This window comes from Pelagivirga sediminicola (assembly GCF_003072125.1).
In the GTDB taxonomy this organism is placed as follows: domain Bacteria; phylum Pseudomonadota; class Alphaproteobacteria; order Rhodobacterales; family Rhodobacteraceae; genus Roseovarius; species Roseovarius sediminicola.
Genome location: NZ_QCYH01000001.1, coordinates 681,473 through 695,046, shown reverse-complemented (window position 1 = coordinate 695,046; position 13,574 = coordinate 681,473). Strand labels below are relative to the sequence as shown.

Annotated in this window: 16 protein-coding genes and 1 tRNA gene; 10 read left to right on the top strand and 7 right to left on the bottom strand. The window is 65.1% G+C overall.

Going from position 1 to position 13,574, the window contains the following annotated elements; genetic code table 11:
- Positions 1 to 3: 3 nt before the first annotated feature.
- From DC366_RS03270 to DC366_RS03255, 4 genes are all read left to right on the top strand, one after another.
- Positions 4 to 561, top strand: a complete 558-nt coding sequence (locus DC366_RS03270) for a 6,7-dimethyl-8-ribityllumazine synthase (RefSeq protein WP_108690699.1) — start codon at positions 4 to 6, stop codon at positions 559 to 561.
- Positions 558 to 1,043: a transcription antitermination factor NusB gene (gene nusB, locus DC366_RS03265; RefSeq protein WP_108690698.1), complete on the top strand. Its 486-nt coding sequence runs from the start codon at positions 558 to 560 to the stop codon at positions 1,041 to 1,043. Before DC366_RS03270 ends, nusB begins: the two co-directional genes overlap by 4 nt.
- 87 nt (positions 1,044 to 1,130) lie before the next feature.
- On the top strand, positions 1,131 to 1,466 hold the full coding sequence (locus tag DC366_RS03260; protein WP_108690697.1) for a hypothetical protein: 336 nt from the start codon (positions 1,131 to 1,133) through the stop codon (positions 1,464 to 1,466).
- Positions 1,467 to 1,845: 379 nt separating this feature from the next.
- Complete coding sequence (locus tag DC366_RS03255) at positions 1,846 to 2,310, top strand: MmcB family DNA repair protein (RefSeq protein ID WP_108690696.1); 465 nt, start codon at positions 1,846 to 1,848, stop codon at positions 2,308 to 2,310.
- A 3-nt stretch (positions 2,311 to 2,313) separates the two neighbouring features.
- On the opposite strand, the gene DC366_RS03250 is transcribed toward DC366_RS03255, so the two are convergent.
- Positions 2,314 to 2,499, bottom strand: coding sequence for a DUF6324 family protein (locus DC366_RS03250; RefSeq protein WP_108690695.1), 186 nt, complete (start codon positions 2,497 to 2,499; stop codon positions 2,314 to 2,316).
- A gap of 160 nt (positions 2,500 to 2,659) precedes the next feature.
- Here DC366_RS03250 and DC366_RS03245 point away from each other — a divergent pair.
- A tRNA-His gene (locus tag DC366_RS03245) sits at positions 2,660 to 2,736 on the top strand.
- A gap of 2 nt (positions 2,737 to 2,738) precedes the next feature.
- On the opposite strand, the gene DC366_RS03240 is transcribed toward DC366_RS03245, so the two are convergent.
- Positions 2,739 to 3,059, bottom strand: a complete 321-nt coding sequence (locus DC366_RS03240; protein WP_165802834.1) for a DUF6476 family protein — start codon at positions 3,057 to 3,059, stop codon at positions 2,739 to 2,741.
- Here DC366_RS03240 and DC366_RS03235 point away from each other — a divergent pair.
- The 3 genes from DC366_RS03235 (at position 3,058) to DC366_RS03225 (ending at position 6,267) form a co-directional block, all read left to right on the top strand.
- Positions 3,058 to 4,107, top strand: a complete 1,050-nt coding sequence (locus DC366_RS03235; RefSeq protein ID WP_108690694.1) for an RluA family pseudouridine synthase — start codon at positions 3,058 to 3,060, stop codon at positions 4,105 to 4,107. The two genes, DC366_RS03240 and DC366_RS03235, sit on opposite strands and share 2 nt — an antisense overlap.
- 145 nt (positions 4,108 to 4,252) lie before the next feature.
- The gene (gene rpoH, locus DC366_RS03230) at positions 4,253 to 5,149 is read left to right on the top strand and encodes an RNA polymerase sigma factor RpoH (protein WP_108690693.1); all 897 of its coding nucleotides are present in this window, start codon (positions 4,253 to 4,255) and stop codon (positions 5,147 to 5,149) included.
- 71 nt (positions 5,150 to 5,220) lie between these two features.
- A complete protein-coding gene (locus DC366_RS03225) occupies positions 5,221 to 6,267 on the top strand; it encodes an alpha/beta hydrolase (RefSeq protein WP_108690692.1) in 1,047 nt (348 codons plus the stop codon).
- Positions 6,268 to 6,275: 8 nt separating this feature from the next.
- On the opposite strand, the gene DC366_RS03220 is transcribed toward DC366_RS03225, so the two are convergent.
- From DC366_RS03220 to DC366_RS03210, 3 genes are all read right to left on the bottom strand, one after another.
- The gene (locus tag DC366_RS03220; RefSeq protein WP_108690691.1) at positions 6,276 to 8,096 is read right to left on the bottom strand and encodes a M3 family oligoendopeptidase; all 1,821 of its coding nucleotides are present in this window, start codon (positions 8,094 to 8,096) and stop codon (positions 6,276 to 6,278) included.
- A 71-nt stretch (positions 8,097 to 8,167) separates the two neighbouring features.
- Positions 8,168 to 9,760, bottom strand: coding sequence for an ATP-dependent DNA ligase (locus tag DC366_RS03215; RefSeq protein WP_108690690.1), 1,593 nt, complete (start codon positions 9,758 to 9,760; stop codon positions 8,168 to 8,170).
- Positions 9,757 to 10,758, bottom strand: a complete 1,002-nt coding sequence (locus DC366_RS03210; RefSeq protein ID WP_108690689.1) for a ligase-associated DNA damage response exonuclease — start codon at positions 10,756 to 10,758, stop codon at positions 9,757 to 9,759. Before DC366_RS03210 ends, DC366_RS03215 begins: the two co-directional genes overlap by 4 nt.
- A gap of 93 nt (positions 10,759 to 10,851) precedes the next feature.
- Between DC366_RS03210 and DC366_RS03205 the strand changes: the two genes are divergently transcribed.
- Complete coding sequence (locus DC366_RS03205) at positions 10,852 to 11,682, top strand: fumarylacetoacetate hydrolase family protein (protein WP_108690688.1); 831 nt, start codon at positions 10,852 to 10,854, stop codon at positions 11,680 to 11,682.
- A gap of 4 nt (positions 11,683 to 11,686) precedes the next feature.
- Here DC366_RS03205 and DC366_RS03200 read toward each other — a convergent pair whose 3' ends face one another.
- Both DC366_RS03200 and DC366_RS03195 read right to left on the bottom strand, forming a co-directional pair.
- On the bottom strand, positions 11,687 to 12,619 hold the full coding sequence (locus tag DC366_RS03200) for an alpha/beta fold hydrolase (protein ID WP_108690687.1): 933 nt from the start codon (positions 12,617 to 12,619) through the stop codon (positions 11,687 to 11,689).
- On the bottom strand, positions 12,616 to 12,909 hold the full coding sequence (locus tag DC366_RS03195; protein ID WP_108690686.1) for an SCP2 sterol-binding domain-containing protein: 294 nt from the start codon (positions 12,907 to 12,909) through the stop codon (positions 12,616 to 12,618). The genes DC366_RS03200 and DC366_RS03195 overlap by 4 nt, the downstream gene beginning before the upstream one ends.
- Before the next feature lie 143 nt (positions 12,910 to 13,052).
- Here DC366_RS03195 and DC366_RS03190 point away from each other — a divergent pair, with 143 nt between their 5' ends.
- On the top strand, positions 13,053 to 13,541 hold the full coding sequence (locus DC366_RS03190) for a tetratricopeptide repeat protein (protein ID WP_243405018.1): 489 nt from the start codon (positions 13,053 to 13,055) through the stop codon (positions 13,539 to 13,541).
- The last annotated feature ends 33 nt before the right edge of the window (positions 13,542 to 13,574 follow it).

Here is a 13,574-nt window from a genome sequence, read left to right as displayed (position 1 = left end):
ACCATGGCAGGCACCGAATACACCATGCCGCGCGCCAAGCTGGACAAGCCTGCAAAGCTGCTGATCGCGGTCGCGCCCTTCTATCGCGACATCGCCGACAACCTGATCGCCGGCGCCAGGGCCGAGATCGACGCGACCGGCGCGACCCATGATCTGGTCGAGGTGCCCGGCGCGCTGGAGCTGCCCACCGCCATCGGCATTGCCGAGCGGCTGAGCAATTTCGACGGCTATGTCGCATTGGGCTGCGTCATCCGCGGCGAGACGACCCATTACGAGACGGTCTGCAACGACAGCAGCCGGGGGATCACGCTGCTGGGGCTGCAGGGCATCTGCATCGGCAACGGTATCCTGACGGTCGAGAACCGCGAGCAGGCCGAAGTGCGGGCCGACCCTGCGCGCATGAACAAGGGCGCGGGCGCGGCGGCTGCGGCCTTGCATCTGATTGCGCTGACCCGTAAATGGGGCGCTCCGCGCAAGGGCGTGGGGTTCATTCCCGACGCGGACGAGATCCAGATCGCGGGCGCATCCCCCGACCCATCCAAGGATAAACCGACGGCATGACTGGCACCGCTGCACCCATCTCCGGCAACCGCAAGCGCAAGATGCGCTCGGCCTCGCGGCTCTATGCGGTGCAGGCGCTGTTCCAGATGGAGCATTCCGATCAGGCCGTGAATGCGGTCTATCTGGAATTCCTCGACCATCGCTTTGGCGCGGAATTCGACGAGGACAGCGACATGATCGAGGGGGACGAGGATCTTTTCCGCGTCATCCTGGATCGCGCGGTCGACGATCAGCGCCTGATTGACCAGATGACGGACCGCGCATTGGTGGCCAAATGGCCCATCGCGCGCATCGATCCGACGCTGCGCGCGCTGTTTCGCGCGGCCGGGGCGGAGCTGCTCGACGATCAGACGCCGCCGCGTGTGGTGATCTCCGAATATGTCGATGTCGCCAGCAGCTTTTTCCCCGACGGCCGCGAGCCGAAATTCGTCAACGCGGTGCTTGACCACATTGCGCGCGAGGCCCGGCCCGAGGCGTTCTGAGACATCGGCCATTTTTGGCCGAGCCCCTTGAGATGGGCGAAGTTCAGCATATAGTTAAAGTGCAGCGACATGAAAAGGAGCCGCACCATGCCCGATCTCATCCGCCTTTATATCAAGCATTGTCTGATCGGTTTCGCCATTGCGGCAGGGTTTGTCGCCATGCTGCTTTATTTCGACATCGCCAACATGTGGCATCTGGTCAGTCATTCTGACAAGGGCTGGCTGGCGGTTCTGGTGCTGTGGCTGGCCAATGGCGTGGTCTTTGCCGGGGTGCAGTTCGGCATCGCGGTGATGAACATGAAGGACGATGACGACGACGAGCCGCGCGGCGGCAAGCGTCAGCATGTGCAGCGCCCCACCGGCCAGATGATCCCCGTCCGCGTCGCCGCAGGCGGCCCGGATACGCGTCAACAGCGCCGCTAGGGCGTTTCGCCTTTAACCTGAGACATCAGATAAAGGCGAAACACGCACAACGCTGATATGTCGCGTGCATTTCGCGAAAATCAGGGATTCAGGTTTTTCGCGAAACGCTTTAAGGCGCTGTTTCATTTTTCGGTTTTGGGCAAAGTGGCGGGCCCGCACGCAACCGTTTGGTTATCTCATTCCCGAGGACCTGTATATACAGGTGGGCACCGGGTAACCTGACCAGGGCCAGGACAGAGCCAGCTCCCTCGGAGTTGCTTAAGGCCACCGGAATGCAACCGTTCACGAGAAGGGCAGAACCCGCCACTGCCTTAGGTAGGGCGGCGCGCGCGCCTCTGCAAGGGGTTGCATGCGTTCCCATTTTGTTCAAGATAACCCCATGCAGGATCATTCGCCCCTCGCGCGCTCAACCCACCTCATCCAGCCGGGCCAGCTGCTGGCGCGCGGCGTGTGCCGTCATCTGGCCGAGTTGAACTTTGCCGCGCTGGAGGAATACGTGCCCGAGCGCGGCCGCCGCGTGGATGTGATGGCGCTGGGCCCCAGGGGCGAGCTGTGGGTGATCGAATGCAAATCCAGCCGCGCGGATTTCATGGCCGACAGCAAATGGCAGGGCTATCTGGACTGGGCGGACCGGTTTTTCTGGGCGGTCGATGCGGATTTTCCGGCTGATATCCTGCCGGAGGATACCGGCCTGATCCTGGCCGATGGCTACGGCGCCGAGATTGTGCGCATGGCGCCCGAGACGCGTCTGCCGGGCGCGCGGCGCAGCGCGGTCACGCGCAAATTCGCCCGCGACGCCGCGCGGCGGCTGCTGGGCTGGCGCGATCCGCAGGTGGGCGTCTAGGGATCAGCCGATCTTGGCGGCGCTGCGCGCGGCGGCAACGATCTCCGAGGCGATCTCCTCGGCCTCTTCGGGCGAGAAATCCATCGGGATCTCGACGCCTTGCGATTCGATATAGATGCGCACCATGCCCTGATCGGTCGGGCCGATCTGCATGTTGGCCTCGACGTCGCGCTCGCTGTTGATGCCCATGATGTCGCTCCTTGTGATCAGGGCGATTGGATAGCCCGGCCCGGATGCGATGGCAACCCGGATCGCGCCGCGCCGCCTGTGCGCGGGGCTGCGAAACTGCGCGAAATCGGGGCTGTTATGGGTTGCAATCGCAAACGCGCGGGGCTAAATCGCATCCAGTGCCGCCTTAGCTCAGTTGGTTAGAGCGCTTGATTGTGGATCAAGAGGTCCCCCGTTCGAGCCGGGGAGGTGGTACCACCCTATTCCAGATCAATCCGGATCGTCTGGCGCAATGCGCCGCTGGTCCTGTCGAAGATCAGGATATTGTCATCCCCTGTCACCACCGCATACCAGTCACCGCCCTGGGTAAAGGCAGCGGCGTCGGTGCCGTCCGGCAGCGTGATCGAGACCGGCAAGGTCACGTCCGCGTCCACCGGGCCGGACCCTGCGAAGCGGGTGACAAAGAGCGCGGTGATGATTATGAACCCGATGATCATGGTCGCCGTCAGCGCCGTGACCAGCACGCGCAGATATTTCACCATCGCCGGATCGACCGGCTGCATCTGGGGATCATCATTCATGGGCTCGACCCTTCTTACGGTGCGGATCGGTATGGACCCGCCGCCGCGGCTTGACAAGGCATTGGCGCGCGACGTGCCGCTGGATGCCGCGCTGTCGCGCACGCGGCTTGCGCGCCTGATCGAGGGCGGGCAGGTGGCCGTCAACGGCGCCGCCGTCACCGATGCCAAGGCGCGCGTGACCGAGGGCGACGAGATATCCATCACCGTGCCGGTGGCCGAGGAAAGCCATATCGCGGCCGAGGATATCGCGCTGGACATTGTGCATGAGGACGCAGATCTGATCGTGGTGAACAAGCCTGCCGGCATGGTGGTGCATCCTGCGCCCGGCACGCCGACCGGAACGCTGGTCAACGCGCTCTTGTATCATTTCGGCGGCGATTTGTCGGGCGTGGGCGGCGCAAAGCGCCCCGGTATCGTGCACCGGATCGACAAGGATACCAGCGGCCTCCTGGTGGTTGCCAAATCCGACGCTGCGCATCACGGCCTTGCCGCGCAGTTTGAAAGACACACGGCGCAGCGGCGCTATCTGGCGCTGTGCAACGGTGTGCCGGAGGCGTCGGATCCGCGCCTGCGCGGGCTGCGCGGCATCAGTTTCGAGCCGGGCAACATCCTGCGCATCGCCACCCATCTTGGCCGCCACCGGACCGACCGCCAGAAACAGGCCGTCGGCTGGGCGGGCGGGCGCCACGCCGTCACCCGCGCGCGCGCGATCCAAAGGTTCGGCGCCCCCGCCGCCAGCGCGCTGCTGGAATGCTGGCTGGAGACGGGGCGCACGCACCAGATCCGCGTGCATATGGCCTATGCCGGGCACGGGCTGATCGGGGATCCGGTCTATGGCGGCAAGCGCAAGCTGCCGCACAAGGCGCTGCCGCCCGCCGGGCTGGCCATGGCGCAGGCGTTTCCCCGGCAGGCGCTGCATGCCGCAAGCCTTGGCTTCGTGCACCCGGTCAGCGGCGCCCAGATGGCCTTTGAGGCCCCGCTGCCGGAGGATATGGCGCAGCTGATCGCGGCGCTCACGCCCGCGCCACCGGATAGCACATCCGCGTGATTGCGCCGTCACATGGCTGGCGCAGGGAACAGCGCCGGTTCATGATAGTTTAACTAAGGAATGCTAGACGCATTGAAAACGGGCGTTGGAGCGCCCAAATAGATGTTAAAGCCGTAAACATTGCGGCATTCGAGGGGGCAATACCATGGCAAATTATGCAAATCTGCCGGCACCGACGCCGGAAGGCGGTCTGAACCGCTACATGCAGGAAATTCGCAAATTCCCGCTGCTTGAGCCGGAAGAGGAATACATGCTGGCCAAACGCTGGGTCGAGCAGGAAGACACCGAGGCGGCGCACCGCATGGTGACGTCGCATCTTCGCCTGGCGGCCAAGATCGCGATGGGCTATCGCGGCTATGGCCTGCCGCAGGCCGAGGTGATTTCCGAGGCGAATGTCGGCCTCATGCAGGCGGTCAAACGCTTTGATCCCGAGAGGGGCTTTCGCCTTGCGACCTATGCGATGTGGTGGATCCGCGCCAGCATTCAGGAATACATCCTACGCAGCTGGTCACTGGTCAAGATGGGCACGACATCTGCGCAGAAGAAACTGTTCTTCAACCTGCGCAAGGCCAAGAACAAGATCGGCGCGTTGGAAGAGGGCGATCTGCGCCCCGAAAACGTCAAGACGATCGCAACCCAGCTGGGCGTGACCGAGGACGAGGTCATTTCGATGAACCGGCGCATGTCGGGGGGCGATGCGTCGCTCAACGCCACTGTCGGCTCAGAAGGCGAGGGGACGATGCAATGGCAGGACTGGCTGGAGGATGAGGACGCCGATCAGGCAACCGATTACGAAGAGCTGGACGAGCTGACCGCGCGCCGCGAGATGCTGGCCGAGGCGATGGACGTGCTGAACGAGCGCGAGAGGGATATTCTCAAACAGCGCAGGCTCAGCGATCAGACCGTGACGCTGGAGGAGCTTAGCGGCCAGTATGATGTCAGCCGCGAGCGCATTCGTCAGATCGAGGTGCGCGCGTTCGAAAAGCTGCAGGCGCGGATGCGCGCGCTGGCCGAGCAGAAGGGCATGCTCGAAGACGCTTGAGGACGCTTGGCGGCGGCGGCGGGGCAGGGTATGGAATGACAACCTTGCCCCGTTAGACCGGATGACCCGCCATGCCGTTCCTGCTCCGATCGTCGCGCCATGTCGTCCTTTGCGCGGCGCTCTTGCTGACCGTGTCCTGCGCGCCGCGCCTGGTTGCCAGGAACGCCCTTCCGCACCCCGCCGCCAGTATCGAGCCGGTCTATGTGGCGACCAGCCGCAAGCTGGACCGCACCGGCCCCGATTTCGGCGGCGCGCGCAGTTTCACGCTTCAGCATTTCCGCGCCGACATCTCCATCCCTCCAACGCACGAGACCGGACAGATCGAATGGTCCGAGGGCGCGCCCGACACGGCGCGCGAATTCGCGGTGGTCGGCACGCGTATCTTCGCGAACGCGGAAGAGATGCGGCGCGCGGTCCGCGCGCAGCATGCAAATTCCGAGGCGACGGTGTTCGTGCATGGCTATAACAACACCCTGTCCGAGGCGATGTATCGCTTTGCCCAGATGCGCGCGGATTTCCGGTTTCCCGGTCCGGGGGTGCTGTTCTCGTGGCAGTCGGCGGGCGATCCGCGCGGTTATATCTACGACCGCGACAGCGTTCTGTTCGCGCGCGACGATCTGGTGCGCACGCTGCGCCTTTTGACGCAAGGGCGGGGCGACACGGTGCTGCTGGTGGGGCACTCCATGGGCGCGCAACTGACGATGGAGGCGCTGCGCCAGATCGCCATCGGCGAGGACCGGCATCTGCTGGACCGCGTTTCGGGCGTCGTGCTGATCAGCCCCGACATTGGTCCGGACCTTTTTCGCAGGCAGGTGCAGACGATCGGCAAGCTGCGCGATCCCATCGTCGTGGTGGTGTCGCAGCAAGATCGCGTGCTGGGCCTCGCGTCACTGCTTTTCGGCTCGAAAAAGCGGCTGGGCGTGATCGATTCGCCTGATCAGGTCGAGGGGCTGGACGTGCGCGTTGTCGACGTGACGGCGCTGGATGACGGCAACGGACCGAGCCATTTCACCCCCGTAACATCCGCCAAGGCGGTGGATGCAATTCGCGAACTGGCGGCCTCCGGCGGCCGGCAGCAATCGCTTTTGCCCTGGACGACGCTCGGCGCGCCGGGCTGAGCCGCCGCTCAGCCTTCCATCGCTTCCAATTCGTCAATCATGCCCGAGATCATGGTCAGCCCCTTGTCCCAGAATTTGGGGTCCGTCGCGTCAAGACCGAAGGGCTTCAGAAGCTCCGAGTGATGCTTGGACCCGCCCGCCTTCAGCATGTCGAAATACTTGTCCTGAAACCCCTCCGGCTGCTCCTGGTAGACGGCATAAAGCGCGTTCACCAGCCCGTCACCGAACGCATAGGCATAGACGTAGAAGGGCGAATGCACGAAGTGCGGGATATAGGCCCAGAAGGTTTCATATCCGTCCATGAAATCAAACGCCGGTCCCAGCGATTCACCCTGAACGGACATCCACAGCGCGTTGATGTCGTCCGGCGTCAGCTCGCCCTTGCGGCGCGCCGCGTGCAGCTTGCACTCGAAATCGTAAAAGGCGATCTGGCGCACGACGGTGTTGATCATGTCCTCCACCTTGCCCGCCAGCAGGATCTTGCGCTCGGCATCCGATTGGGCACCGTCCAGCATGCGCCGGAACGTCAGCATCTCGCCAAAGACCGACGCGGTTTCGGCCAGCGTCAGCGGCGTCGATGACAAAAGCTCGCCCTGACCCGCGGCCAGCACCTGGTGCACGCCGTGGCCCAGCTCATGCGCCAGCGTCATCACGTCGCGCGGTTTGCCAAGGTAGTTGAGCATCACGTAAGGATGCACGTTCGTCACCGTCGGATGGGCAAACGCGCCGGGCGCCTTGCCCTGTTTCACGCCCGCGTCGATCCAGCCACGCTCGAAGAACGGCTCGGCGATCTCGCCCATGCGCGGATCGAAGGCGTTGTAGGCGTTCATCACCGTCTGGCGCGCATCGTCCCAGCCGACGATCTTGGTGTCCTCCATCGGCAGCGGCGCGTTGCGGTCCCAGACCTGCATCCGGTCCAGCCCCAGCCATTTGCGCTTGAGCTCATAATACCGGTGGCTGAGCTTGGGGTAGGCGGCCACGACGGCATCGCGCAGCGCCTCGACCACCTCCGGCTCCACATCGTTCGACAGGTGCCGCCCGGTCTGCGCCGTGGGCATCCCGCGCCAGCGGTCGATGACCTCCTTCTCCTTTGCGGCCGTGTTGTGCACGCGGGAAAAGGTGCGGATATTGGCGCCGAAGACGCGCGCCAACTCGCGGCTGGCCGCCTCGCGCTTGGCGCGGTCCTGTTCGGTCAGCAGGTTGAGCGTGCCCTCGATGTTCAGCTCTTCGCCGTCCACGGTAAAGGTCAGGCCCGCGATCGTCTCGTCAAACAGCCGCTCCCACGCGTCGCCCACGACGCCGAGATCGTGGAGGAATTTCTCCATCTCGTCCGAGAGCTGATAGGGCTTCATCTTGCGGATGCGGTCGAGGACCGGCTTGTAACGGGCCAGATCCTTGTTGTCCTTCAGCAGCTTGGCAAGGTGGTCATCCTCCAGCCGGTTCAGCTCCAGAGTGAAAAACACCAGCGGCGTTGTGAAATTGGTAATCTTTTCCTGGCAGTCTGACAGAAACTTCGTGCGCGCGGGGTCCGTCGTCAGCTGCTGATACCGCAGGCCCGCATAGGACATGATGCGCCCGGCGATGTTGCTGATCGCCTCGTCGCGGTTGATGCAGTCCAGCATCCCGGCCGCATCAAGGCTGGCCAGCTTGCCCTCGTAATCGGCGGCGAAGGCGGCGCATTCCCGCTCCAGCCAGTCCAGATCGCGTGCCAGTTCCGGTGCATCGGGCGCGGTATAAAGATCGCTCAGATCCCATTCCGGAAGCTGGCCCAGATCCTTTCCCTTGGCATCGGCATTGGCGTCACGAACGGGTTGGGGCAGGTGGATCATGGGATATTTCCTTTGTGGCTTTGCCCCAGACATAGGCGGCGTGCAGCGAACGCTCAAGGGCGGCGCGCAGATCAGCCGAATTGGCGCAGCATTTCGTGCAGATCGTCGAGGCTGGCCGCCTCCTGCAGCGGCTTGTCATGGCGCCAGCGTTTCATGCGCGGAAAGCGCAGCGCGACGCCGGATTTGTGGCGGGGCGAGGGGGCGATCCCCTCGAACGCGATCTCGAAGACATGCTCGGGCTTGACCTGCCGGACCGGGCCGAACCGCTCCTGCGTGTTGCGGCGCACCCATGCGGTGATCTGGCGGAATTCAGCGTCGGTCAGGCCGGAATAGGCCTTGGCGAAGGGGACCAGATAGTTCCCGTTCCAGACGGCAAAGGTGAAATCGGTAAAGAGGTTCGCACGCCGTCCCGACCCCTGCTGCGCATAGATCATCACCGCATCGATCGTCAGCGGATCCAGCTTCCATTTCCACCAATCGCCCTTTTTGCGGCCCGCATGATAGGGGCTGGCGGCGGATTTCAGCATGACACCCTCGGCGCGCATATCCCGCGCCGTGCTGCGGATCTCGGCCAGCGCCTCCCACTCGTCAAAGCCAATCAGCGGCGAGGGGCGAATAGGCGCGTCCTTGGGCAGCGCGCCCATCAGCGCATCCATGCGCGCGCGCCGCTCGGCGAAGGGCAGCGCGCGCAGATCCTCGCCGTTTTCCTCAAGCAGATCATAGGCCAGCAGGATGACCGGCGCGCTTTTCAGCAGCGTTTTCGGCACGCTCTTGCGTCCGATCCGCTTTTGCAGATCGTTGAAGGGCAGGGGCGCGGCGCCGTCCCATGCGACGATCTCGCCGTCCAGAACGGTGCCGCCGGGCAGGAAATCCGCCGCGTGGGCGAATTCTGGGAAGCGATCGGTCATCAGCTCCTCGCCGCGCGACCAGACGAAATGCGCGCCGCCACGGGCGATGACCTGCGCGCGGATGCCGTCCCATTTCCACTCCGCCCGCCAGTTTTCGGGCGCGCCCAGCGTCGCCGGACCCTCCTCAATTCCGTAGGCGAGGCAAAAGGGATAGGGCCGCGACTGCGCCGCCTCGGCATCGGGCGCCTCGATCAGTTGACGGTAGGTGGTGCTGTCCGGCGTCCAGTCACCCATCAGGCGATGGGCCAGCGCCGCCTCGTCCTGCCCGGTGGCGAGGCCGAGGGCACGGGTCATCAGCTTGCGGCTGATCCCGACGCGAAAGCCGCCTGTGAGCAGCTTGTTGAAGACCAGCCTTTCGGCCGCGTCCATCTGGTCCCATGCGTCCAGAACGGCGGCGCGGCGCGCCTCCTCCTCGGCGCCATCGAGGGCGCGCAAGTAGGCGATCCAGCCCGTCAGGCTGCGCTCGTGGCTGCGGCCGGGCGGGGGCAGAACCAGCGCGATGGTTTCGGCCAGATCGCCGACGATGGGATAGCTTTCCTCGAAAAGCCACAGAGGGATGCCCGCGCGCTCGGCCGCCCAGACGCGCAGCTTGGTCGTGGTGATCGCGCGGCGCGGGCGGCGGCCGGAAAACAGCGCGATGGTCCACAGGCGGTCCGCCTCGGGCGCGGCCTCGAAATAGGCGGCGAGGGCGGCGACCTTGGCGCTGGTCTTGGTGGTCTGGTCAATCGCCGCATAAAGCGCGGTAAAGCGTTTCATTCCGCGCCCTCCGCGTCCAGCGCCTCGCCCGTGAATTCGGTTTTCAGCGCCTCGGCATTATAGCCCTCACTCCTGAGCCATCGCGCGAAGATATCGGTGTAACCATGCGTGGCATATATGTTTTCCGCGCCAGTCGCCTTGATCGCGACGTTCAGCCCGGCCCAGTCCGCATGGTCCGACACGACAAACCCGCGATCCACGCTGCGCCGTCTGCGCACGCCCCGCATCCGCATCCAGCCGCTGGCAAATCCCGTCGAGGCGGGGCGAAACCGGCGCGCCCATTCGCTCCCCAGCGCGCCGGGCGGGGCGATGACCATGGCGCCGGGATGGTCCTTGGGCTTCAGATCGGGGGTGACGTGCAGCGTTCGGGGCAGATCGAACCCTTGGGCGCGCAGGATGTCATTGGTGTTCTCGACCGCGCCATGCGTCAGGATCGGCGCAATATCCGCGTCGAGCAGCGACATCACCCGCTGCGCCTTGCCCAGCGAATAGGCGCCAAGCAGGCTGAAGCGTCCGGCGGCGGCATTGGCCGCCCACCACGCGTTGATCTCGCGCGCCGCATCCGTTTCGGACGGCCAGGTGAAGACCGGCAGGCCAAAGGTGCATTCGGTGATGAAGGAATGGCACTTCACGGGCTCGAACGGCGTCGAGAGCGCGTCGGGCACCGTTTTGTAATCGCCGGACACCACCCAGATTTCGCCCCCCACCTCGACCCGGACCTGCGCCGAGCCCGGAATGTGTCCGGCGGGATGAAACGACACCGTGGCGCCGCCGATCCGGCGTTCTTCACCATATCTTATCGAATCGAGGTCAATCTCGCCCAGGCGGTGGCGCATGACCGGCCCCGCGATATCGGTGGCAAGGTAGCGCCGGTGGCCGGGCCGCGCGTGATCGGCATGGCCGTGGGTGATCAGCGCGCGGTCCACCGGGCGCCACGGATCGATATGGAAATCGCCTGCGGGGCAATAAATGCCCTGGGGTTTGAACTGGAGGACCATGATGCAAGGATAGATCGCGAGTGATGCTTGACCAGCCTCTTGCGCGAGGGGCCGATGTGGATAGTCTGCGGGCGATGTCAAAAGGAGCGTGCGATGCGGTTTGTAAGATATGGCGAGGCCGGAGCGGAAAAACCCGGCGTTCTGGACGGCGACGGGCGGCTGCGCGATCTGTCGGGCGAAGTGGCTGATATTGCGGGCGATGTGCTGACGGCGCTGCCGCAGGTGGATCCCGCAACCTTGCCCGAGGTGCCGGGCGCGCCGCGGCTCGGCCCGCCGGTGGGCCGCGTGGGCAAGCTGATCGGGATCGGGCTGAATTATTCCGACCATGCCGCCGAGGCGGGGCTGACCCCGCCGCCCGAACCCATCGTCTTCATGAAGGCGACATCGTCCATCATCGGGCCGAACGATCCGGTCTATCTGCCGCGCGGGTCCGAGAAATCCGATTGGGAGGTCGAGCTGGGCGTCGTCATCGGACGCCCCGCGAAATACGTGACCGAGGCCGAGGCGCTGGATCACGTGGCGGGCTATACCATCGTCAACGACGTGTCCGAGCGCCATTTGCAGACCGAGCGCAAGGGCCAGTGGACCAAGGGCAAGAGCTGCGACAGTTTCGGTCCCATCGGTCCCTGGCTGGTCACGCCGGACGAGACGGGCGATCCGCAGACGCTGGACCTTGTGCTGGATCTGAATGGCAAGCCCGCGCAGCGCGGCAATACCGCCTCGATGGTGTTCAGCGCGGCGTTCATCATCTCCTATCTCAGCCAGATGATGACGCTGCATCCGGGCGACGTCATCGCCACCGGCACGCCGCCGGGCGTGGGCATGGGGATGAAACCGCCGCGCTTCCTGCGCGAGGGCGATGTGATGTCGCTGGCAATCAGCGGTCTGGGCACCCAGCGGCAGGAGGTGCGGCGCGACGCCTGAACGCTCAGGCCCCGTTCCAGAACGCGGCCAGCATGTCGGTGACATCCTGCCGCGTCTGCGGGGTGTCCATCAACACCTCGTGCCGGGCGCCCTCCAACACCTTCAGCCGGGCGCCCGGCCAGCGCGCGATGCGGTCCTCGATCTGCGCGATGCTGACGATATCCTCGTCGCTGCCGACGATCGTCAGGCAAGGCAGTTCCGGCGACGGCGCGCGGGCAAGGGCGCGGCATTCCCGCAACGCCTCGAACAGCCAGCGCAGGCTGGGCCCGCCAATGGCCAGTTCGGGATGTGCGCGAAGCTGGGCGATCATATGCGCGTGCATGTCCGCGTCGCGCGTCAGCGCATTGGTCTCGAACGGCTCGGACAGCAGGTAGTTGCCGCGCACGGTGCCGGGTGCATAGACGTGGCCCAGCCCGACATGACGGCTCGCCCAGCTGAGCGACCAGGCGACGGGGCGCAGCAACGCCTTCATCTCGATGCCCCACATCGGCGCGGTAAAGGCGCAACTGGCCACCGGCAGCCCCTCCATCGCGCCGCGCAGCCCGATGCATCCGCCCATGGAATGGGCCAGAAGATGCCAGGGACGCGGCAGATCGAGCGCCTGCGCCGCGGCCATCAACGCCGCCAGATCGTCCTGATAATCGCCAAAACGGTCCACATGGCCCGACATCGCGTCATCCGACATGCGATCAGACAGGCCCTGACCGCGCCAGTCGATGGTCAGCGTCCCATAGGCGCGCGCGCCAAGATCGGCGGCCGTATGGCCGTATTTCTCGATGAATTCTGTCCGTCCGGGCAGCAGGATCACCGTGCCCTTCGCGCCCTTCAGCGGCCAGTGCCCGATCCTGACGCGCAGATCGTCGCCGGCCTGCCGCCAGTAGGCGCGCCCGCCGGGCGGGCCGCGCGCAATGTCCGAGAAAAACGGCGCGTCCATCATCCGCCGAGCGCACCGGCCAGTTCGATCGCAAGCGCCATGTCGCCGTCGATCTCCAGCTTGCCGGACATGAAGGCGGCCGACGGGTCCATGGAGCCGTCGACGAGCGCTTGGAACGTCTCGGCGCTGGCGGTCAGCACGACATCGGCCGAATCGTCGCCGGGCCGCGCGCCGGTGCTGTCGACCATCACCGCGCCCTCGCCGGGGACCACGAATTTCGCCGTCCCGCCCAAAACCGCGCCCTTCAACCGCGCGGTCAGGGCTGAGGCGGCCTCGTTCAATTTGTCGCTCATGGGCGGGCCTTTCAAATTTGATCCCGGCTGGGGCTGTGCTTTCCTGCGCGGGGCGCTAGACTTGGTCTGTTATGGGCGCTCAACGATCCAATCTCAATCCATTGCTTGTGGCCTGCGCGGCGGCGTTGGCGTGGGCTGCGCCCGTGTTTGCGCAGGATGCAAAGCTCGACGAGATGTTCGAGGCGCTGCGCAATGCCCCCGCGCCCGATGCGACGCGGCTGGGCGAGGATATCATGCTGCGCCTGTCCAATTCCGGCTCGCCCGCGATGAACCTGCTGCTCAAGCGCGGCCGCGATGCCATGATGCAGGGCGACACGGCGCTGGCGCTGGAGCTGTTGGGCGCGCTGACCGATCATGCGCCGGACTTTGCCGAAGGCTGGCACGCGCGGTCGGTCGCCTATGCGCGCGCCGGGCTGATGGGCCCCGCGATGGACGATCTGGAGCGCAGTCTGGCGCTGGATCCGCGCAATTTCGCCGCGATCTACAGCCTCGGCGCGCTGCTGGAGGAAGTCGGCCAGCCTGATCTGGCGGCCGAAGCCTATGCGCAGGTTGCCGCTATCCATCCGCATTTTGATGACGTGACCCTTGCGCTGGAGCGTCTGAAGGCCGAGGTCCGCGGAACGGATCTCTGACGCGCAACCAACCGATTTCAGGAGACTTGGCTT